Source organism: Streptomyces sp. NBC_00341, assembly GCF_041435055.1.
Classification (GTDB): domain Bacteria; phylum Actinomycetota; class Actinomycetes; order Streptomycetales; family Streptomycetaceae; genus Streptomyces.
The window spans coordinates 1,015,584-1,036,901 of record NZ_CP108002.1 but is presented as its reverse complement, the minus strand read 5'-3'; the positions used below and the strand labels follow the sequence as shown (position 1 = coordinate 1,036,901).

Sequence of the window (21,318 nt, the reverse complement as noted above, 5' to 3'; positions counted from 1 at the left end):
GAGAGCGTCGGTCCACCCGGTGGTCCCGGCGCCCCGTTCTCCGCTCGTCGCCCCTCGAAAGGACACTCGTCATGACCTCATCGACAGCCCTGTGCGCCGGTCGCGTCGCCGTTGTCACCGGCGCGGGCCGCGGACTCGGCCGCGCCCACGCCCTGGCCTTCGCCGCCGAGGGCGGACAGGTCGTCGTCAACGACCTCGGCGTGGGCCCCGACGGCGCCGGCGCGGCCGTCGGCCCCGCCCAGCAGGTCGTCGAGGAGATCCGCGCGGCCGGCGGCGAGGCCGTCGCGCACCACGGGGACATAGCCACCGCCGACGGCGCGGCCTCGCTCGTCGCGACCGCCCTCGACTCCTTCGGCCGCCTCGACACCCTGGTCAACAACGCCGGATTCCTCCGCGACCGGATGCTGGTGAACCTGGACGAGGACGACTGGGACGCGGTGACCCGCGTCCACCTCAGGGGCCACTTCCTGCCGCTCAAGCACGCGGCGGCGCACTGGCGCGCCGAGGCGAAGGCCGGCCGGGTGCCGGTGGCGAGGGTCGTCAACACCGGTTCCGGGGCAGGGCTGCTGGGCAGCGTGGGCCAGGGCAGCTACTCCGCCGCCAAGGCCGGGATCATCGCCCTGACCCTGGTGGCCGCCGCCGAGATGGGCCGCTACGGGGTGCAGGTCAACGCGATCGCCCCGGCCGCCCGGACCAGGATGACCGAGGAGACCTTCGCCGAGACCATGGCGGCGCCCGCCGGGGGAGGGTTCGACGCGATGGCCCCGGAGAACGTCTCGCCGCTCGTCGTCTGGCTGGGGTCAGAAGCGTGCGCCGGGGTCAGCGGCCGGGTCTTCGAGGCCGAGGCCGGGCGGATCACCGTGATGGAGGGCTGGCGGCCCGGCCCCACCGCCGACAAGGGTGCCCGCTGGACCCCGGCCGAGGCCGGGGCGGCCGCGTCCGGACTGCTCGCGGCCGCCGAGACACCGCAGCCGGTGTACGGGGCGCGCTGAAGCCGCTCCGTGGCGGGGGCTGCGCGACCGCTCCTCGCGCAGCCCCCGTGTAACGGGTCGTCACGCAGCCACCGCAGCAGCCGTGTTCAGTCGCCCGCAGGTTCCCCGCGCACCCCTCGGACCAGCAGTCCGGGGGAGTCCGGGCGGCCGTCCAGGATCCGGTTGGTCCGGGTGACCACCTGCCAGCCGGACTCCGTACGGCGCAGCCGCCAGTGGTTGGCGGTGGCCCGGCGCACGGTGTACCGGCCCGCCTCGTGCACCACCATCAGTGAGTGGCACACCGCCACGGCCTCGTCCCCGGTGACCGTGACGTGCGGCGGACCCACGACATGGGCACAGCCCTGCCGGATCCAGCCCTGGTGCGCGGGCGAGCGCACCATCTCGCGGATCCGCTCCCGGCCCGCCAGGAAGATCGCGTCGATGTCGTACACACCGTCGGGCGCCCAGAGCGCCGCGACACCGTCCGCCTCGCCGCCGTCCACCAGTGGCCCGTAAGAGGCCATCATGCGGGCGATATCGCGTTCGTCCTCCAACGCCGCGAGCCGGGCCTCGACCGATACCGGCCGGTCGCCGCTCACGCGCGGGCCGCCGCGTCCGCCGTGGTGGTGCCGGCGAGTACGGCCAGGGCCTCCAGCTGTTCCACGTAATGGCTCGCGGACCCGGCGCTCAGCGAGACGCTGACCAGCGTGGCACCGGCGTCGGACACCTGCCGCAGTGCCCGCGTCGTACGGTCCGGTTCGCCGGACGGATCGAGCGGGCGGCCCGGGCTCAGCACCACCTCGAAGCCGGCCGGGAGCTCGGCCGCGGCGACCATCTCGCGCAGCCGGTCGAGCGGCAGCCCGAACGGCACCCAGCCATCGCCGTGCGTCAGCGCCCGGCGCAGCGAACGCGGGGTCCGGCCGCCGATCCACAGGGGTACCCGGTCCTGTACCGCGTGCGGCTCCACGACGAGCCCCTGGTAGTCGAAGTGCTCACCGTGGTAAGCGGGTTCACGGCGGGAGAGCGAGGCCCGCAGCGCCGCGACCGCGTCGTCCGCGATCGCCCCCCGGCCGCCGAACTCGGCGCCCAGCAGCCGGAACTCCTCCTCCAGGCTGCCCACCCCGAGCCCCAGCACCAGCCGTCCGCCCGAGACCCGGTCCAGCGTGCCGTAGCGCTTCGCGAGGGCCAGCGGATGGTGGTAGCCGAGCACCAGGACCTGGGTGGCGAACCGGATCCGGCTGGTCCGGGCGGCCAGAAAGCCGAACGTGGCGAGCGGATCCCAGTACGTTCCGCCGCGCTGCCGGGCGACGTCCACGGGCACCGCGACATGTTCCGAGCAGGTCAGATGGTCGAAGCCGAGCCGGTCCGCGGCCTCTGCGACCGCTCCCAGCTCCTCGATTCCGGCCGTGCGCTCCCAGGGGGAGTGGACACCGGGGACGGCCGTGACGACGGGACTGTTGATGCCTAGCCGCATGGGGAACCTCTCTCGGTCAGGACAGGGTCGGAAGGTCGGCGGGAGTGGGTAGCGGGAGGGGAAGCAGGGGCGAGAGCCCATCCAAGTCGCCGCGCGCGGCGCAAGCAGGACCGGTCCCGCTGACCGGAACGGGGCATCCGGCACCGGCAACGGGGCGCGGCGCCCGCCCCGGAGGCCGGCACGAGCGACGGGGCCCGGAGCCCCGTTCCGGCCAGCGGGACCGCACACCCGCGCCGGGGGACGGAACACCTACGGTGCGCGGGGGACCCGTCCCCACCGGCACCATCGACCGATCCGAGGAGTACCCATGCCCCGCAATGTCGTCGTCACCGGATCCGGATCCGGGATCGGTGCGGCCCTCACCGCAGCTCTCCGCGCCCGGGGCGACCGGGTGATCGGGGTGGACCTGCGCGGCGGCGAGGTCGACGCCGACCTGTCCACCCCCGAAGGCCGCGCCACCGCCGCGGCGGCGGCCCAGGAGGAGGCCGGCGGCGTGGTGGACGCGGTCGTCACCTGCGCCGGCACCTCCGTACCGGGAACCGCGATGGTCACCGTCAACTACTTCGGCACCACCGGGTTCCTGACGGCGCTGCGGCCCGCACTCGCCGCGGCGGACCGGCCCCGGGTGGTGGCCATCGGCTCCATCTCCGGCACCCAGCCGGTTGACGCGGACGTCGTCGCCGCCTGCCTGGCCGACGACGAGGCCACGGCCCTGACGCACGCGGAACGGGCCGTCACCGAAGGCCGCGCCCGGCAGCTGTACCCCTCGTCGAAGGCGGCGCTCGCCCAGTGGGCCCGGCGCACCGCGGTCGCCGAGGGCTGGGCATCCGCCGGGATCCCGGTCAACGTGGTCGCGCCCGGCATCGTGCTCACCCCGATGAGCGCGGCTCTCTTCGACGACCCGGAGATGAAGAAGGTGATGGACGCGGCGGTGCCGATGCCGCTCAACGGCTATCTGCGGCCGGAGGACGTCGCGGCGGCCGCGCTGTTCCTGGCCTCGGAGGAGAACAGCCACATCACCGGGCAGGTGGTGTACGTCGACGGAGGCGCAGAGGCGAACCTGCGCGGCCCCGGCCACTTCTGAGCGTGACGCGACGGTGCCCCGGCCGCGCAGGGTGCCCCGGCCGCGCAGGGTGGCCGGGGCACCGTGGAGTCCGGGCCGGTCGCGGCCCGGGGCGGGGACGTCAGATCCGCACCTCGGGCCGGATCACCTTGCCGGTCGCGTTGCGCGGCAGCTCCCGCGTGGTCAGCCGCCACCGCCTGGGCACCTTGAAGTACGCCAGCTCCTGTGCCGCGTACTCCCGCAGCGCCTCCTCGGTGAGCGCGGAGCCCGCCGCGAGCACCACGACGGCGGCGACCTCCTGGCCGAGGTCCGGATGCGGCACTCCCAGCACCAGGCACTCCCGGACGTCCGGGTGTTCGGCCAGGACCGTCTCGACCTCCGCGGGGTACACGTTCTCGCCGCCCCGGATGATCAGGTCCGAGCGGCGGCTGCTGAGATGGAGCCTGCCCTCGCGCAACTGCCCCAGATCCCCGGTGCGCAGCCAGCGGTCCGGGCCGATGGCCCCGGCGGTGGCCTCGGGATCACCCCAGTAACCCAGCATGTTGTACTGGCTGCGGACCCAGATGTCGCCCTCCTCGCCCTCGCCGAGCACCTCACCGCCGGGGTCACGGATCTCCAGCTCCACACCGGTGACGGGCCGGCCGAGGGTGCCGGGGGCCGCCGCCAGTTCCTGCGGGCTCGCCGCGGCGACGGCGGTACAGGTCTCGGTCAGTCCGTAACTGTCCACCAGCGAGTCCTTCGCGAACGGCAGGCTCGTGCGCAACCGCTCCTTGAACGCGGTCGACGACGGGGCGGAGGCCAGCGAGAACGCCGTCAGCGAGGAGGTGTCGTACCGGCCGGCGCCGCCGTGTTCGAGCAGCCGGTGGGCCATCGTCGGCACCGCGCCCCAGTTGGTGACCCGCTCCCGCTCGACCATGCCCAGCACCGCGTCCACGTCGAACGCGCCCTGGTGCAGAGCGATCCGGCTGCCGGTGGCGAGCCTCGGCACCGCCAGGTTGTGCAGGCTCGCGATGTGGAACAGCGGCAGCGTCAGCAGGTACACCCGGTCCTGCGGGGGCAGCGGGTCACCGAACTCCTGGAGCAGCGCGTCGTTCATGCGGTGGTACTCGACGACGGCCAGCAGGTTGCGATGCGTGTGCACCGCGCCCTTGGGACGGCCCGAGGTGCCCGAGGTGTAGAGGATGACGGCCGGGTCGTCCTCCGCGACCTCCGCGGACGGCAGGGGCGCTCCGGTGTGGGCCGTGAGGCAGCGGCCGATGTCCTCCTCCACGGACAGCACCGGAACCGTGCAGCCGGCCAGCTTTCCCGACTGCCTGGCGTCGGCCACCACGAGGGCGGGCTCCGCGTTGCCCAGCCCGTGGGCCATCTCCCGCGCCGACCACCAGGCGTTGAACCCGACCGCCACCGCGCCGATCGACACGGTGGCCCAGAACACCGCTATCCACTCCGGTGAGTTGGCGGCGGCGATGGCCACCCGGTCGCCCTTGGCGATGCCGTACTCCTCACGCAGCACCCGGGCCAGCGAGGCGACCTGCGCCGCGTGCCCGGCGAAGGTGATCCGGCGGTCCGCGGTGACGATGAAGTCGCGTTCGGCGTAGGCCACGGACGCGTGCAGCACCTCGTGCAGGGCCCGCTGCCGGTGGGTGAACACCGGCAGCCGGGTGCCCAGCACCTCGTCGTCGCGGAGCTCGAACCGGCCGCCGGGGCCGGTGAGCCCGGTCGCCGGGGCGGGGGTGCGGTGATCCGTTTCGCTGGACATCGGGAACTCCTGGGCGTCGTGAACTCCACTGGAATCGCGGTCGACGCCAGTGTCGGCCAGTACGGGCGCGCGGGCCCCCGGCCGGTTCCGGTCACTGGGACAACGTGCGACGGCTGCGCAGGGGAGGGCAACCGCCGCGCCACCGGCCCGGACCGCCCCCGGGCCCGGCTCCCGGTGAGTGGGATGCGTCACGTCGGCCGGATTTCGCCGGCCGTAGCGTCCCCCATCTGATCCGGCCCCACGCTCCTCGCCGCTTCCCGCACCGGACGAACTCCGCTTCCCGCACCGGACAACTGGAGGAAGAAATGAAGCGAGCACCACGGGTGAGAGCCCGTCTCGCAGCGGCCCTGGCCGTCGCGGCGATGCTCACCTCGGCATGCGCCTCACCCGACGACGGGAACAGCGGCAAGCAGCAGAAGACCGAACGCGGCCGCTACGAGTTCGGCAGCGTCGGAAACCAGCCGGCGGGCGGCAAACCGGTCCGCGGCGGCACCCTGCGCTTCGCGGACTACGCGGAGGCCCGCAGCCTCAGTCCCGCCGTCACCTACGCGACAGGCGCGTCCGGCGGCTCCGCGCTCGCCGCCGTCTACGACGTACTGATGCGCTACGACACCGAGGCGAAGAAGTACCGGCCGTGGCTGGCCGAATCGCTGCACAGCAGCGCCGACCTGAAGACCTGGACCCTGAGACTCCGCGACGGCGTCAGGTTCTCCGACGGCACCCCCCTGGACGCGGATGCCGTGGTCGGCTCCATCGACTGGTACCAGCGGAGCAAGGGCGCCGACACCGCGCTGCTCGCCCCCAATCTCGCCGCCGCGCGGGCCACCGACGACTCCACCGTCGTCTTCACCCTCCGCAAGCCCTGGGCCACCTTCCCCGCGATGCTCGCCCAGGCCCCCGGGATGATCGTGGCCCCCGCCGCGTACGCCTCGAAGACCTTCCGGCCGATCGGCGCCGGGCCCTTCACCCTGGGCACGTACGCCCCCCAGGAGGAGATGGTCCTCAAGGCGAACAAGAAGTACTGGAAGGGCGCGCCCTACCTCGACGCGCTGCGCTTCACCTGGCCGCAGTCCGACCGCTCCAAGCTCGACGCGCTGAACGACGGCACCGCCGACGTGACGTACCTGCGCAGCCCCGACGTCGTGGACGACGCCGTGCACGAGGGACACCCCGGGGAGCTGACCCTCACCGGACTCGGCAACATGATCACCATCAACACCCGCCACGGCCGCCCCGGCGCGGATCTGCGGATCCGCGAGGCGATGGCGCTGGCCCTGGACCCCGAGCTCGACACCGCACGCGCCTACGAGGGCAAGGGGCTGCCGGGGCAGGAGATCTTCCCGCCCGAATCACGCCTGCACTCCGCGGTGAAGCCCGTCGGCATCGACCTCGGCAAGGCGAAGAAGCTCGTCGCCGAAGCCAAGAAGGACGGCTTCGACGGCACCCTCACCTACATGGACGGCACCGACCCCGTCTCGCGCGCCAAGGCCGTCGTCACCAAGGCGATGCTGGAGCGGGTCGGCTTCACGGTCGAACTCGACCTGGTCTCCTCCATCGCGGACCGGGTGTCCAAGACCTACGTGGAGCACGACTTCGACATCAGCCGCGGCGCGGCGAGCATCTCCGAGAGCGACCCCTACCACCGCCTCCAGAGCGTCCTGAACTCCAAGAGCTACGGCAACCCCGGCGCGTACGCCAACCCGAAGATGGACGCACTCCTGGTCGAACTCCAGGGAGCCCGGGGCCACGCGGAGACCCAGCGGATCCTCGACGACGTCCAGCGGCTCTTCAACGAGGACGTGCCCGTGGTGAACCTCGGCGCGAGCGCCGGCTTCACCGCCTGGGGCAAGAACGTGCACGGCATCGTGCCCACCGACGAGTACATGGCCCTCTTCGGGCAGGCCTGGATCAGCACATGACGGCCCCCGCGGTGCTTCGCCGGCTCGCCGTCCGGGTGCTGGAACTGGCGGGCGTGCTCCTGATCGCGAGCATGGGGGTGTTCTCCCTGGTCGTCCTGATGCCGGGCGATCCCGCCGTCGACATCCTCGGCGCGGGCCGGGCACCCTCCGAGTACGCCGGACTCCGGCACGACCTCGGACTCGACCAGCCCGTCGTCACCCGCTACTTCCACTGGCTGGGCAACGCCCTGACCGGCGACCTCGGCCACTCCGTCGTACCGCCCCGGAGCGAGGTCACGGACCGGGTGATGTCCGCGCTGCCCGTCAGCTTCGAGATCGCGGCGCTCGGACTGCTCATCGCCCTGCTGATCGCCGTGCCGCTGGCCATGTGGTCGGCCTACCGCGAGGGCTCGGCCGCCGACCGGATCATCGGCGCCGGCACCTTCGGCGTGCTGTCCGTGCCCAGCTTCCTGGCCGGCCTGCTGCTGGTCCTCGTCCTGGTCGACTCGGCAGGCTGGTTCCCGCGTTCCGAATGGGTAAGACTCGGCGAAGGCGACCTCGCGGGCAATCTGCACCACGCCTTCCTGCCCGCCCTGACCGTCGCCCTGGCCGAACTCGCCATGTTCACCCGGGTCCTGCGCGGCGACCTCATCGTGACCCTGCGGGAGGACTTCATCCTCGCCGCCCGGGCCAAGGGCATGCACCCGCTGCGCATCCTGTTCTCCGACGCGCTGCGCCCCTCCTCGTTCTCCCTGGTCACCCTGCTCGGCCTCAGCCTCGGCCGGCTGATCGGCAGCACCGTCGTCGTGGAGTACCTCTTCGCCCTGCCCGGCATGGGGACCCTCATCGTCAACGCGGCGGGCCAGGGCGACTACCCGATGGTCCAGGGCGCCGTGCTCACCATCGCCGTGATCTACGTGGTGATCAACGCCGGCATCGACCTCTCCTACGGCTGTCTCGACCCGAGGACGCGACGTGTCCATGTCTGACATCGTGCCGCGCACGCGGACCGCTCTCCCCCTGCCCCTGCTCACCGCCGTCGCCCTGACCGCCGCCGGCCTCGCCCTCCTGGTGTTCGGGGCGACCACGGTCCAGCTCGTCCCGCTCGCCAGGGCGGCCGTCGCACTGCTCGGCCTCGGCATGACGCTCGGCGGCGCCTCCCGGCTCGGCAAGCGGTGGGCGGGCCCCGGCTTCGACGTGGTGTTCTGGTTCGGCGCCTGCTGGCTGCTGCTGCTCGGCCTCGCGATCCTGTTCGCCCCCTGGCTGGGGCTGGCCGAGGACCGCGACGTCGCGAGCACCGTCCTCGAACCCGTCTTCAGCCCACCGGCGTTCACCGGAAGCCACCCGCTCGGCACCAACGGCTTCGGCCTCGACCTGCTGGCCAGATCCCTCTACGGCGCCCGCTCCTCGCTGCTCATCTCGCTGTCCGCGGTCGCCATCGGCACCGTCCTCGGAGGGGCCGTCGGCATGGTCGCCGGCTACTTCGGCAAGGCCGCCGACCGGGCCGTGGGCATCGCCACCAACTCACTGCTCGCCGTACCGCCGCTCATCCTGCTCATCGCGCTCGCGACCGTTCTCCAGCCGCGGCTGCGCAACGTCGCGTTCTCCCTGGCGCTGCTCACCGTCCCAGGCATGGTGCGGCTCGCCCGCGCCACGACCATGGCCTACGCCAACAGGGAGTTCGTCGTCGCCGCCCGCGCCATGGGAGCGAGCCGCTCCCGCATCCTGCTGCGCGAACTGCTGCCCAACGTGCTGCTGCCCCTGCTGTCCCTGGCCGTCGTGATGATCTCGGTCCTCATCGTCGCGGAGGCCTCCCTCAGCTTCCTCGGACTCGGGATCCAGCCGCCGGAACCCACCTGGGGAAACATGATCGCGGAGGGGGAGGGCCGGGTCTTCGAGGAACACCCGCACATCGTGCTCGTGCCCGGCGCCTTCCTCTTCCTCACCGTGTTCGCCTTCAACATCGTCGGCGAGAAGGCCCGCGGCCGATGGGACTCCCGGAGCGTGAAACTGTGACCACCGCACCGCTGCCCGAGGCACCCGCACCCGGCGCCGGACCACCGCCGCTGCTCACGGCCACCGACGTCCGCACCGCCTTCCACACCCCCCGCGGCCCGGTCCGGGCCGTCGACGGCGTCAGCCTGTCGCTGGCGGAGGGCGAGACCCTCGGCATCGTCGGAGAGTCCGGATCGGGCAAGTCCGTGCTCGGCCGCACCCTGATGGGCCTGATCACCGACGGCCCCGGCACCACCGTCTCCGGAACGGTCCTGCTCGGCGGGCGGGACGTCCACGCCCTGAGCCCGGCCGGCCGGCGGGCCCTGTGGGGCACCGAGGCCGCCATGGTCTTCCAGGACCCCATGACCTCACTGAACCCGGTGAAGAAGACCGGCGCGCATCTGGCCGAGAGCGTCCGGCTGCACCAGGGCCTGAGCCGCGCCGAGGCCCGGGAACGGGCCGTCGAGCTGCTCCGGCAGGTCGGCATCCCCGAACCCGCCCGGCGCGCCCGCCAGTACCCGCACGAACTCTCCGGCGGAATGCGGCAGCGCGTCGTCATCGCCATGGCACTGGCCTGCGGCCCCCGGCTGCTCATCGCGGACGAACCGACCACCGCGCTCGACGTCACCGTGCAGAAGCAGATCCTGGACCTGCTCCAGACACTGGCCCGGGACCTCCGGATGGCGACCGTCCTCATCAGCCACGACCTGGCCACCGTCGCCGGCCGCACGGACCGGGTCGCGGTGATGTACGCCGGCCGGCTCGTCGAGTACGCGCCCACCCCGGCCGTCTTCGAACGCCCCCGGCACCCGTACAGCAGCGCCCTGATCGCCTCCATCCCCCGCCTCGACCTGCCCCCGCACACCCTGCTCCCCACCATCGAGGGCCGCCCGCCCAATCTGCTGCACCCGCCACCCGGATGCCGGTTCGCCCCCCGCTGCGGTGCGGCGACCGACCACTGCACCGCCCAGTCGCCGCCGCTCGCCGCGTACGCCGGTGACCGCGACGCCGGCGGCGTCGTCGCCTGCCACCACCCGCTGGGCGCCGCAGAGGAGGCCGCCGTATGACGAGCACCCGCACCACCGCCACCGGAGAACGGGGCGCGCCGCCGCCCGCACTGCACGCCCAGGACCTCGTCGTGGAGTACCCCGCCGGCCGGGGCCGCAAGGTGCACGCCGTCTCCGGCGTCAGCCTCGACGTCGCGGCGGGCGAGACCCTCGGCATCCTCGGTGAGTCCGGCTGCGGCAAGTCCACCGTCGGCCGCGCCCTCATCCAGCTGCCGCCCCCGGACTCCGGCACCGTACGGCTCGGCGGGGTGACCCTGACCGGCCTCGCCCCCGGGGAACTGCGCCGGGCCCGCGCGCGGATGCAGATCATCATGCAGGACCCGGTCTCCGCCCTGAACCCCCGCCGCAGGGTCAAGGACCTGGTCTGGGAGGGCCCCTCGATCTGGGGGAGCGGCGACGCCACCCGGGGCAAGGACACCCGGACCGACGACGCGCTGCGCGACGTGGGCCTCGACCCCGCGACCGTACGGGAGCGCCGGCCGCACGAACTCTCCGGCGGCCAGTGCCAGCGGGTCTGCATCGCCCGCGCGCTGCTCCTGGACCCCGAGGTGCTGATCTGCGACGAACCCGTCTCCAGCCTCGACGTGTCGGTCCAGGCCCAGATCCTCAACCTCCTGGAGACGACGACGCGGCGGCGCGGACTGAGCATGGTCTTCATCGCCCACGACGTCTCCGTCGTGAAGAACATCAGCGACCGCGTCATGGTGATGTACCTCGGCAAGGTATGCGAGGTACTGCCCTCCGGCGGAATGCAGCACGAGGCCCTCCACCCCTACACCCGGCTGCTGCTCGCCTCCCTCCCGCAGGCCCGGCGCGGCCCGGGAACGGCCGGGGACCCCGCCCCGCCCGCCGAGCTCCCCTCGCCCCTGAACCCGCCGTCGGGCTGCCGCTTCCGTACCCGTTGTCCGCTGGCCACCGATCTGTGCTCCCAGCAGGAGCCCCCGCTCAGGGACATCCGCCCCGGACACCGGGTCGCCTGTCATCACGTCGAACCGGAAAGGAACCACGCGTGACCACCACCGAGGCACCCGACGCCCTGGCCCCCGCCCAGCTGGGCCCGGTCGGGCTCCGCAACCGCGTCATCAAGGCCGCGACCTACGAGGGACTCAGCCACAAGTCCCTGGTCACCCAGGACCTCGTCGACTTCCACGTCGGCTACGCACGCGGCGGCGTCGGCATGACGACCGTCGCCTACTGCGCCGTCTCCAGGGAGGGCCGCACCGACCGCCACCAGATCTACTGGACCGACGAAGCCATGCCGGGACTCCGGGTACTCACCGAGGCCGTGCACGCGCAGGGCGCCGCGATCGCGGCGCAGATCGGTCACGGCGGACCCGTCGCCAACCCCAAGGGCAACGGCGCCCCGGCCCTCTCCCCGTCCAGGCACTTCCACGCCACCACCCTCAGCTGGGCCCAGGAGGCGTCCCTCACCGACATCCGGCGCGTCACAGAGGCACACGCACAGGCCGCGCGGCGTGCCATCGACGCGGGCTTCGACGCCGTCGAGATCCACCTCGGCCACAACTACCTGGCCAGCTCCTTCCTCAGCCCCCGGATCAACCACCGCACCGACGCCTACGGCGGCAGCCTGCCCAACCGGGCCCGGTTCGCCCGGGAGATCATGCGCGCCGTCCACGACGCCGTCGGCGGCCGGATCGCCGTCATCGCCAAGATGAACATGGACGACGGCGTGCCCGGCGGCTTCTGGCTCGACGAGGCCATCCCCGTCGCGCAGTGGCTCGAACAGGACGGCACCGTCGACGCCCTGGAGATGACCGCGGGCAGCTCCCTGCTCAACCCGATGTACCTGTTCAAGGGGGACGCCCCGCTCAGGGAGTTCTCCGCGATCATGCCGCAGCCGATCAAGCTCGGGGTGAAGGCGGTCGGCAAGCGGTTCCTGCGCAGCTACCCCTACCGGGACGCCTATCTGCTCCAGGACGCCCGGCAGATCCGCGCCGCCGTGAAACTCCCGATGATCCTGCTCGGCGGCATCACCGACAGGGCGGGCATGGACCTCGCCATGCGGGAGGGCTTCGAGTACGTGGCCATGGCCCGCGCCCTGCTGCGCGAACCCGACCTGATCAACCGCCTGCGGGACGACGCCACCACCCCGTCCCTGTGCATCCACTGCAACAAGTGCATGCCGACCAACTTCACCGGCACCCGCTGTGTCCTGGTCGACCGTGACACCACGCGCCGCGAGACCTGGGGCACGCCCGCCGGATACGTGAAGTGAGGGGGCCCGACGCGGTCGCCACGGCCGCGGCGGTCCGGGACGGCCGCACCGACGCCCGTACCGTCACGGAGGAGGCGATCGACCGCATCCGGACGCTGGACCCCGCACTCGGTGCGGTGGTCCACACCCGGTTCGACGCCGCCCGCGCCGAGATCGCGGCCGGCCTGCCCGACGGCCCGCTGCACGGCGTCCCGATGCTGGTCAAGGACCTCGGCACCGAGGTCGCGGGACTGCCCGCCACGGGCGGCAGCCGGCTCTTCGCCGACGCGACCGCCCGGCGCGACAGCGAACTCGTGGCCCGCTACCGGCGCGCCGGAGCCGTCGTCCTCGGCACCACCAACACCCCAGAACTGGGCCTCAACGCCTCCACGGAACCGGCCCTCTTCGGCCCCACCCGCAACCCCTGGAGCCCCGCCCACTCACCCGGCGGCTCCAGCGGCGGCTCGGCGGCCGCGGTGGCGGCCGGCATGGTCCCGGTCGCGCACGCCAGCGACGGCGGCGGCTCGATCCGCATCCCGGCGGCCGCCTGCGGACTCTTCGGCCTCAAGCCCAGCCGGGGGCGCGTGTCGCCCGCGCCCCGCCCCACCACCCTCTCCGGCCTCCTCTCCGCCCACCACGCCCTCACCACGACCGTCCGGGACAGCGCCCTGCTCCTCGACGTGGCCGCGGGACCGCTGCCCGGCGACGCGTACGCCGCGCCGGCCCCCGCCGCACCCTTCGCGGAACTCGCCCGCCGCGCCCCCGGACGGCTGCGGATCGGGCTGATCACCGCCCTGCCGGACGGTCCCGGCGTGCACCCGGACTGCGAACGGGCGGTACGCGCCGCGGCCCTGCTCTGCGAACGCCTCGGCCACCACGTCACCGAGACCACCGCCCCGTACCGCCCCGACGACGTCGGCGCCACCTCCGGCGTCCTGATGGGCGCCGACCTCGTCGCCCAGATCGACGCCCGCCTCGCCGTACTCGGCAGGCCGCCGGCCGACGACGACATCGAACCCTTCACCCGCGTGCTGTACGACCACTACCGCACCCTCCCGGCGGCCGACGTCAGCCGGGCGCTGCGCCGGGCCCAGGAGATCGGCTGGGAGACCGGCGCGCTGTTCCGGAGCCTGGACGTCACGCTCGCCCCGACCCTCGCGCGGCCCACTCCGTCGCTCGGCACCCTGGACACCGCGCAGCCGGAGTCGATCTACCGGCACGCCTCGGTCTACTCCGCCTTCACCGGCGTGTACAACGTGACCGGCATGCCGGCCATGTCCGTACCCTTCGGCCACGACGGCCAGGGGCTGCCGCTCGGCGTCCAGTTCGGCGCGCCCCTGGGCGGCGAGGGAGTACTGCTCGCGCTGGCGGCCCAGCTGGAGGAGGCGGCGCCCTGGGGAACCGCGCCCGGCCCGGCCTGAGCACCGGGCCGGGCGCGGCCACCCCGGTCAGCCGGAGTGGACGAGCGCGCCCCCGACATACGTCCGCAGGACCCGTGCCCCGCCGATCTCCTCCGGCGGCGCGGTGAGGATGTCACGGTCCAGGACCACCAGGTCGGCCAGGTTGCCGGGGAGCAGACTGCCCGCGTCGTCCACGCCGTTCACATGCGCGCTGCCTGCGGTGTACGCGGCGACGGCCGAGGCCGGGTCCAGACGCTGTTCGGGCAGGAAGACCCGGCTGTCGGTGCTCCCGGGCTCCCGCCGGTTGACCGCGACATGGATGCCCTGGACCGGGTCCGCGCTGCTGACCGGCCAGTCGCTGCCCGCGGCGAGGGTGGCGCCCGCGCGCAGCAGGTCCCCGAACGGGTACTGCCAGGCGGCGCGTTCGGGACCGAGGAACGGGATGGTCAGCTCGTCCATCTGGGGCTCGTGGGCGGCCCACAGCGGCTGGATGTTGGCGATGGCGCCGAGCCGGGCGAAGCGCCCGATGTCGTCGGGGTGGACGACCTGGAGATGGGCCAGGTGGTGACGGTTCCCGCGACGGCCGTTGGCCTCGACGGCGGCCTCCACCGCGTCGAGCGCCTCGCGGACGGCCCGGTCACCGAGCGCGTGGAAGTGGACCTGGAAGCCGAGGGCGTCGAGCCGGGTGACATGGCCGCGCAGGGCGTCCGGGTCGACGAAGCTCAGTCCGCTGTTGGCGGTGGCACAGCCGCAGCCGTCCAGGTACGGGGAGGTCATCGCCGCGGTGAAGTTCTCCGCGATGCCGTCCTGCATGATCTTCACCGAGCCGGCCCGGAACCGCCCGTGGCTCAACTGCGCACGCCTGGCGACCAGTTCGTCGATCTGCTCGGCCCCGCGCTCGCGGTCCCACCACATCGCGCCGGTGACCCGGGCGGTGAGCGAGCCGTCGCGGGCGGCGGTCAGATAGGCGTCCGACGGATCGGTGTTGCCGTTGAACACGCCGAGCAGGGCGTCCTGCCAGCCGGTGACACCGAGGGAGTGCAGCAGTCGCTGCGAACGCAGCAGCCCCGCCAGCCGGTCCGCCGGGGTGGTCGGCGGCACCAGCCGGGCGACCAGCGCCTGGGCGCCTTCCTGGAGCACTCCGCCGGGCGAGCCGTCCGGCTCGCGCTCGATACGGCCGTCCGGGGGATCGGGGGTGGCGGCGGTGATGCCCGCCAGTTCGAGGGCCCGGGTGTTGGCCCAGGCGCCGTGGTGGTCGCGGTTCGCCAGCAGGACCGGGCGGTCGGGGACCACGGAGTCGAGCAGCTGCCGGGTGGGCAGTCCTGCGTCGAAGCTCTCCAGCGACCAGCCGCCACCGGTGATCCAGGCCCGCTCCGGATGGGCGTCGGCATAGGCCCGGATCCGGGCCAGGTACTCCGCGGCGCCGACGGTGCCGGTCAGATCGCACTGGGCCAGCTCCACCCCGGCGAACACCGGGTGGATGTGGGCGTCCTGGAAGCCGGGGAGCAGCAGCTTCCCCGCGAGATCGACGACTTCGGTGTTGGGACCGATGAGTTCGCGGACCTCGTCGTGCCCGACCGCCGTGATGCGGTCACCGGTGACGGCGAGTGAGGAGGCCCGGGTGCGGGCCGGATCGGCGGTGAAGACGGGGCCGCGGGTGAAGACCAGATCGGCCGTGGTCATACGGTGCTCCAGACGTGAGGGAGGTGGGGGCGGGGTGTCATGCGGTGGGCTCGGGCGGCCCTGCGCCATGGCGTTGTCATCAGGTCATGTGCTGGTCTCCCGCGACGTGTCGGGGGCGCCCGGAGTACGGGAACGGGTGAAATAGGGCGACCGGCGGTACCAGCGGGCCCACGCGGCGGCCAGCAGTCCGGAGCCGATCATCAGCACCGGGACGAGCAGGGCGAACCAGCCGTTGTCCGCGGAGACCTCGAAGTGGTCGGTGGACGTGTAGAAGGTCCAGGTGAGGTAGCCGCCGGTGGCGAGCAGCACGAGCGCGCCGAGCAGCGGCGCGACGACCGCGCGCAGCGCCTCCAGGGGCGAAGTGCGCAGCAGATGCCGGAAGCGCACCGCGGCGGCCGTGGCGGTGAGGGCGTAGTAGAGGGCGACCACGATGCCGATCGCGTTGACGGCGGCGAAGATCAGGTCGTTGACGGTGGGGATGACGAGCGACAGCGCGGCGAGAACCAGTGCGATCGCGGTGATCAGCAGGGTTCCGGCGGCCGGGGTCCCGTGCTTGGGGTGCAGCCGCGTCCAGACGGGGCCGAGGACACCGTCGCGGCCCATCGCGTACATCCCCCGGGCGGTGGGGATGACCGAGGCCTGGAGCGAGGCCACCGCGGAGAACATGAGAGCGACGAGCGGCAGCGCGGCCAGTGGCTGCTCCGCGAGTTTCGTACCGAAGTAGGCGAGCCCCTGCGCGCCGTTGCCGGCCAGTTCGTCCAGCGGCAGGACCCGCTGGAAGGCGGTGCCGGCCAGCAGGAAGAGCAGCAGCATGACGACCAGGGCGATGAACCCGCCGCGGGAGGCGTCGCGCGGGTCACCGACCTCCTCACCGACGCTGAAGACCGATTCGAAGCCCCAGTAGCAGAAGACCGCGAGCATCATGCCCTGGGCGAGCGCCTCGGCCGAGGGGAGGTCGAAGGGGTTGTACCAGGAGAGCGAGAAGGGCTGGTCCCCGGCGAACAGGCCGTAGACGCAGAACGCGATCAGCACGCCGTACTCGAAGATCAGCAGGTACTTCTGGAGACGCGCGGCGAGGTCCAGCCCGCGCACGGCGACCAGCGAGGCGGCGAGCAGCACGATCATGCCGAGGAGCGTGGACTGCAGGGTCGAGTCCGGATCGAGGGAGAGCCCGGCGACGCTGTGGACGGTGGCCTGGCGCAGGAGCTGGATGATCGCCGAGCCGGTCACCGTGGTGGTGTAGGCCATGAACACGACCGTGCCGACGACGTTGACCCAGCCGGTCAGGAAGCCCAGCCAGGGGCTGAAGATCCCGCCGACCCACTTGTAGCTGCTGCCGGCGTCGGGGTCGACGCGGTTGAGCCGCCCGTATCCGCCGGCTATGCCGAGCACGGGCAGGAAGGCCAGCAGCATGATCGCCGGCAGGTGCAGGCCGACGATGCCCGCCATCAGGCCGAGTCCGATGCCGATACTGCTGGTGGCCGCCGTGCTGGAAGCGGCGAGAACGACGCCGTCGACGACGCCTATGGACTTTCGCATCGCGGCCCGGGGCGCCTCGGCGCCACTTCTCGGCCCGGGATTCGCATTCTTCACTGCTGCTGCCAACGGATCGTCGCCTTGCCTGGGGAAGGGGGCTGGAGAGCCTGGATGGCTGGTCATGAAACCCGCCGTCTCCTTCACAGGTCAATGGTGTTGTCGTAAGCTCCGGCCATGGTTGAGCGGGTGGTTCCGGAGCCGCAGCGACGGCGCAGGCGGCCGACGAAACAGGGCACCGTGCTGTCCGAACAGGTCATCGTGGAGACGGCGCTGCGCCTGGTCGGGCAGCACGGGGCGGACGCGTTGACGGTCCGCCGCCTCGGCGGCGCGCTGGGCGCCGACCCCAGCGCGCTGTACCGGTACTTCCGCAACACCGACGACCTGCTGCTGGCGGTCGCCGACGAGCTCATCGGCCGTTCGCAGCGCGGCTGGCAGCCCACCGGCCGGTGGCGCTTCGACCTGTGCGAGCTGGGTCTGCGCATCCAGGCCTCCTACCGGGCGCATCCGCAGGCAGCCCTGCTGGCCGCACACCGGACGACCGGGCGGGACAACGAGCGGCGGGCCGTGGAGATGATCCTCGGCGTGCTGCGCTCTGCGGGCTTCGGGGACCGGGAGGCGGTCCGCGTCTACCACGCCTTCGTGGACCAGGCGCTCGCCTTCGCGGCCCTGGACGCGGCCGCCCTCGCGCTGCCGGCCGCCGCGCAGAAGGCCGATCTCCAGGTGTGGCAGGACCGCTACGGCCGGCTGGACGCGGACGCCTACCCGCACATCGTCGCCACCGTGCGCCTGCTGGCCCACGAGATGAGGTTCAGCGGCTATCCGTTCGCGCTCGAACTGCTGCTCGACGCGGTCGAGGCCAGGCTGCCGTCGGCGGACGGGGAGACCGGCTGAGCCCGGGGCGGGCGCTCCGGGCCCCCGTCACGGCCCCGGCTCCCGTCACCGTCCCCGCCCCCGTCCCCGGCCCCGGAGGATCAGTCCTCTTCTGTGGTGTCGCGGAGCCGCTCGACGGCGTGCCGGAGTTCGTCGAAGGCGCGCTGCTCCTCCCTGGGCGTGACCCGGGAGGCCGGCAGGATGCTGTCGCGCGTCCCGTGGACACGGGCGTAGGCGTCGAAGCAGGCGAGCACCTGCTGGATCGCCGACTCCTGGGGTATGGCGGGAGGCTGCGACGAGGGGCGCTGCGGGGACATCTCTGAACTCTCATCCAGTCGAAGCTGCCGGGCAGGCCGGAGCGGGGCGCCCACAGGGCACCGAGGGATCGGCTCGCACGGCACACGGGGTGTGGCTCTGTCGACGACGAGTCGCACGCCGGACCGGCGGACACGGGAAGCGATGGGCACGGCAGGCCTTTCCGGGCGCACGACTGTTACGTCGCCGACCAGGCTTCCCGGCACACCACCCGCTCCTCAGCAATGAGAATGAGACGAGATGCGGACATGCTATCCGCCCCGGCGGACCACTCCGTGACCGCGGCCCGGACGCTCCTCGCCGGCAGGGCTCACCGTGGCGCCCGGCGCCGGGAGCCGGAGGTGTTCGAGGGGCACGGCGGGCAGTCGGCTCGGCACGCGGGTCGGGCGGGTGCGGTGTCCCGCACCCGCCCGACCCGGCTCACCGCTGGATCAGCACATCAGGAAGGGAGATTCCACTTCTGGTTCGATCCGTTGTCGCAGTCCCAGATGTCGAGCTGGGTGCCGTTGGCCGTGTTGAGCGCGGGGATGTCGAGGCAGCGGCCCGACTGGGGGTTGACGAGGGTCCCGTTGCTCACGTTCCACTGCTGGTTCGCGGCGCCGTTGCACGTCCACAGGTTCACCAGGGAGCCGTTGGCGGTGCCGTTGGCGACCACGTCGAGGCAGAGCCCGCCGGCCTTGACGGAGCCGTTGCCCACGGTCCACTGCTGTGCGGGGGAGCCGTTGCAGTCCCAGATGTCCACGACGGCGCCCGCGGTGGTCGACCCGGTGAAGTCGTCCAGGCACTTGTCGCCGTTGAGGACCGAGCTGATCCGTCCCGTGCCGCCCGTGGGGGGATTGCCGGTGCCGGGGGTGATGGACAGGTTGTCGAACTGGTCGGTGCGGTAGCCCTGGATGCCCAGGCCCGCCTGGCCGGTCTGGAAGGAGCCGTCGCTGACCGAACCGAACTGGTTGCCGTCGAGCTTCGCGGTGATCTGCGAGCCCTGGAAGGTGAGCGACAGGTTGTGCCACTTGCCCGTTCCCAGGGCGGTGGTGGTGCCGGTGGCCAGGGTGCGGTTCGAGCCGTCCGTCTGCATCTTCTCGATCCACCACTGGCCGGTGTCACGGACGCGGAGGTAGTACGCGTTCATGTGCGACTGCGGACGCAGCTGGGTGTTGGCGCGGCCCAGGAGCTCGGTCGTGCCGGCACCGCGAAGGAAGACATCGGAGCTGACGGTGTAGTTGGACCAGCTCGGATCTCCGGTCAAGGTGTACGAGTCGGAGTCGTCCTGCCACTCGATCGGTTTGACCGGAGCCATCTGCTGCACGCACTTGCCCGCACGGCCGGCCGCACAGGGCTGGACCTCGAACGAGCCCTGCATGTCGGACATGTACCTGGCCTGGGTGTTGTCTTCGTAGCCGTCGAAGTCGTCGCTGTACGGCAGCGCGAGCGGGTGCGCCGCCGGGGCGGTCGCGGTGCCCTTGCCCTGGCCGCCGAGGGTGCTGACCGTGTAGACGTAGCCCGGCTGCATCGTCAGCGAGTAGGAGCCGTTGACCGGAGTGATGTCCTGGGTGTGGATGAAGGACGTCGCGTCGCTGGGGCTGTTGACGTCGGTCGCCCACACGTGCACGGTGCCGGTCGACAGGCCGCCCCGCACGGTGAGGTTCGCTGTCTGGGACCCGGTGGACGTCGTCGTCTCCAGGATCGTGGAGTAGTCGGAACCGGTGTCCGACTTGACGGTGACGTACGTGCCGTTGTTCTCGTCGCCGCCCAGGTAGCCGGAGGCCGAGTCGATGAACTTCCATCCGGGCTCGGTGAACTGGGTGACCTGGGCGGTGGCCCAGGTGCTCGCGCCGATCCGGTAGTTGCCCGACCAGGGTGAGTCCGCGGTGGCGAGGCCGACCGTGTTGTAGGGCAGGTTCGGGTAGATCGCGGCCATCAGCGGCCAGTTGAAGTAGCTGGTCATCCTCGCGTCGGTGTAGCCACGGGTGATCGCTCTGATCAGTGCGGGGGCGCCCGTGTTCATGTCCTGGGAGCCGTTCTCGCTGTCCCACAACGGCTTCCCGTTGTCCTTCGCCGCCGTGCTGCTGGAACAGGTCCTGGCGTCGCCCCCGTCGCCTCCGTTGCAGGAGTAGTGCGCGCCGATGATCGAGACGGCGTCGTTGAACGCCTGGTTGTCGGCCATGTCGTCGGCGACGCCCCAGCCACTGTCGTCCGCGACGAGCTGGACGCCGGCATAGCCGGCGTTGTCCAGCGCCGAGCGCAGCTGGATGAACCAGTTGACGTCATGGCCGCGCTCGTTCCAGCCGCCCAGGTACTTGATGTCCAGGTCGTGCTGCTTGGCGCAGTCCAGCCAGGAGATCAGGTAGTTGATGGTGTCGGTGGACCAGAACCCGCCGTCGATCCAGCCGGGTGCGGCCCAGGCCAGTCCGTACAGGCCGATGCCGGGGTTACGGGCCTTGGCCTGCTCGGCCAGCCAGAACTCGTAGCCGGCATCGCAGTTGATGGTGGAGCGGGCGTGTTCGATCGACGGCTCGGAGCCGTCGGTGGAGTTCGCGTCGCCGCCGATCTCCAGTTTGAGCAGCTGGAGGTTGGCGCCGTAACCCGGCTTGAACATGTAGTCCAGGATCTGGGACCGCTGGGCGGCCGGATAGTCCGTCAGCAGACGGGAGTTGCCACCACCGCCGCTGATCGCGCCGATGCCGTCGAAGGTCCGGCCGCTCCGGGCTCCGTCCACAGTGATGGACGTGGTCGCGGCCTGTGCGGGGGCGGCACTCACCGCCAGCACGGCAGCGAGAAGGGTCAGTACCCATAAGGGGGCAAGTCTCCGTAGCCGTTTCATCATCGACATCCTTCTTCTGGGAGAACTTCGGCCAACGCGGTGCGGTGTTCGTCTCCGGGCCCGCGTCCCCGACCGGCAGGCGGACGTGAACAGGGCGGCGGCCAAGGCGTCTGCCGGGGCGGGCGGTCCGGAGCTGTGCTGCACATGGTGACTGACAACGTTGTCTTCTTGCGGCCGATCCGTCTCGGTTCAGGCTTCATGGGACTCCCGAGGCGCTCCCGAGAGCTCTGGCCGGGATGCGAGGGTATGCA

17 protein-coding genes are annotated in these 21,318 nt (G+C 72.2%); 10 read left to right on the top strand and 7 right to left on the bottom strand.

The window, feature by feature from the left end; genetic code table 11:
- Window positions 1-71: 71 nt before the first annotated feature.
- The gene (locus tag OG892_RS04600) at window positions 72-992 is read left to right on the top strand and encodes an SDR family oxidoreductase (RefSeq protein WP_328867829.1); all 921 of its coding nucleotides are present in this window, start codon (window positions 72-74) and stop codon (window positions 990-992) included.
- Window positions 993-1,078: 86 nt separating this feature from the next.
- Here the strand turns inward: OG892_RS04600 and OG892_RS04595 are convergent, their stop codons facing one another.
- A complete protein-coding gene (locus OG892_RS04595) occupies window positions 1,079-1,570 on the bottom strand; it encodes a nuclear transport factor 2 family protein (RefSeq protein WP_328867830.1) in 492 nt (163 codons plus the stop codon).
- Complete coding sequence (locus OG892_RS04590) at window positions 1,567-2,445, bottom strand: LLM class F420-dependent oxidoreductase (RefSeq protein ID WP_371628527.1); 879 nt, start codon at window positions 2,443-2,445, stop codon at window positions 1,567-1,569. Before OG892_RS04590 ends, OG892_RS04595 begins: the two co-directional genes overlap by 4 nt.
- 307 nt (window positions 2,446-2,752) lie before the next feature.
- On the opposite strand from OG892_RS04590, the gene OG892_RS04585 reads away from it, so the two are divergent.
- Window positions 2,753-3,529, top strand: coding sequence for an SDR family oxidoreductase (locus OG892_RS04585; RefSeq protein ID WP_371628526.1), 777 nt, complete (start codon window positions 2,753-2,755; stop codon window positions 3,527-3,529).
- 100 nt (window positions 3,530-3,629) lie between these two features.
- Here the strand turns inward: OG892_RS04585 and OG892_RS04580 are convergent, their stop codons facing one another.
- Window positions 3,630-5,267 (bottom strand): class I adenylate-forming enzyme family protein, encoded by a 1,638-nt coding sequence (locus OG892_RS04580; RefSeq protein ID WP_371628525.1) that lies wholly within the window; start codon window positions 5,265-5,267, stop codon window positions 3,630-3,632.
- Window positions 5,268-5,572: 305 nt separating this feature from the next.
- On the opposite strand from OG892_RS04580, the gene OG892_RS04575 reads away from it, so the two are divergent.
- Genes OG892_RS04575 through OG892_RS04545 form a run of 7 tightly spaced genes read left to right on the top strand, consistent with a single transcriptional unit; the run spans window position 5,573 to window position 13,863 of the window.
- Window positions 5,573-7,186 (top strand): ABC transporter substrate-binding protein, encoded by a 1,614-nt coding sequence (locus OG892_RS04575; protein WP_371628524.1) that lies wholly within the window; start codon window positions 5,573-5,575, stop codon window positions 7,184-7,186.
- The gene (locus tag OG892_RS04570) at window positions 7,183-8,154 is read left to right on the top strand and encodes an ABC transporter permease (protein WP_371628523.1); all 972 of its coding nucleotides are present in this window, start codon (window positions 7,183-7,185) and stop codon (window positions 8,152-8,154) included. The genes OG892_RS04575 and OG892_RS04570 overlap by 4 nt, the downstream gene beginning before the upstream one ends.
- Complete coding sequence (locus OG892_RS04565; protein ID WP_073739874.1) at window positions 8,147-9,181, top strand: ABC transporter permease; 1,035 nt, start codon at window positions 8,147-8,149, stop codon at window positions 9,179-9,181. The genes OG892_RS04570 and OG892_RS04565 overlap by 8 nt, the downstream gene beginning before the upstream one ends.
- Complete coding sequence (locus OG892_RS04560) at window positions 9,154-10,227, top strand: ABC transporter ATP-binding protein (protein ID WP_079193701.1); 1,074 nt, start codon at window positions 9,154-9,156, stop codon at window positions 10,225-10,227. Before OG892_RS04565 ends, OG892_RS04560 begins: the two co-directional genes overlap by 28 nt.
- Complete coding sequence (locus OG892_RS04555) at window positions 10,224-11,240, top strand: oligopeptide/dipeptide ABC transporter ATP-binding protein (RefSeq protein ID WP_371628522.1); 1,017 nt, start codon at window positions 10,224-10,226, stop codon at window positions 11,238-11,240. The genes OG892_RS04560 and OG892_RS04555 overlap by 4 nt, the downstream gene beginning before the upstream one ends.
- Window positions 11,237-12,463, top strand: a complete 1,227-nt coding sequence (locus OG892_RS04550) for an NADH:flavin oxidoreductase (RefSeq protein ID WP_371628521.1) — start codon at window positions 11,237-11,239, stop codon at window positions 12,461-12,463. Before OG892_RS04555 ends, OG892_RS04550 begins: the two co-directional genes overlap by 4 nt.
- Window positions 12,460-13,863, top strand: coding sequence for an amidase (locus OG892_RS04545; RefSeq protein WP_371628520.1), 1,404 nt, complete (start codon window positions 12,460-12,462; stop codon window positions 13,861-13,863). The genes OG892_RS04550 and OG892_RS04545 overlap by 4 nt, the downstream gene beginning before the upstream one ends.
- 27 nt (window positions 13,864-13,890) lie before the next feature.
- On the opposite strand, the gene OG892_RS04540 is transcribed toward OG892_RS04545, so the two are convergent.
- Window positions 13,891-15,525 carry an amidohydrolase gene (locus OG892_RS04540; protein WP_371628519.1) on the bottom strand — a complete coding sequence of 545 codons (1,635 nt, stop codon included), beginning with the start codon at window positions 15,523-15,525 and terminating at the stop codon, window positions 13,891-13,893.
- A gap of 84 nt (window positions 15,526-15,609) precedes the next feature.
- Window positions 15,610-17,064 carry an APC family permease gene (locus OG892_RS04535; protein ID WP_371628518.1) on the bottom strand — a complete coding sequence of 485 codons (1,455 nt, stop codon included), beginning with the start codon at window positions 17,062-17,064 and terminating at the stop codon, window positions 15,610-15,612.
- Window positions 17,065-17,235: 171 nt separating this feature from the next.
- Here OG892_RS04535 and OG892_RS04530 point away from each other — a divergent pair, with 171 nt between their 5' ends.
- Complete coding sequence (locus OG892_RS04530; protein ID WP_371628517.1) at window positions 17,236-17,952, top strand: TetR/AcrR family transcriptional regulator; 717 nt, start codon at window positions 17,236-17,238, stop codon at window positions 17,950-17,952.
- Between the two features lie 80 nt (window positions 17,953-18,032).
- Here OG892_RS04530 and OG892_RS04525 read toward each other — a convergent pair whose 3' ends face one another.
- The gene (locus OG892_RS04525; protein ID WP_371628516.1) at window positions 18,033-18,248 is read right to left on the bottom strand and encodes a hypothetical protein; all 216 of its coding nucleotides are present in this window, start codon (window positions 18,246-18,248) and stop codon (window positions 18,033-18,035) included.
- Window positions 18,249-18,685: 437 nt separating this feature from the next.
- Window positions 18,686-21,004, bottom strand: coding sequence for an RICIN domain-containing protein (locus tag OG892_RS04520; protein WP_371628515.1), 2,319 nt, complete (start codon window positions 21,002-21,004; stop codon window positions 18,686-18,688).
- Window positions 21,005-21,318: the final 314 nt, after the last annotated feature.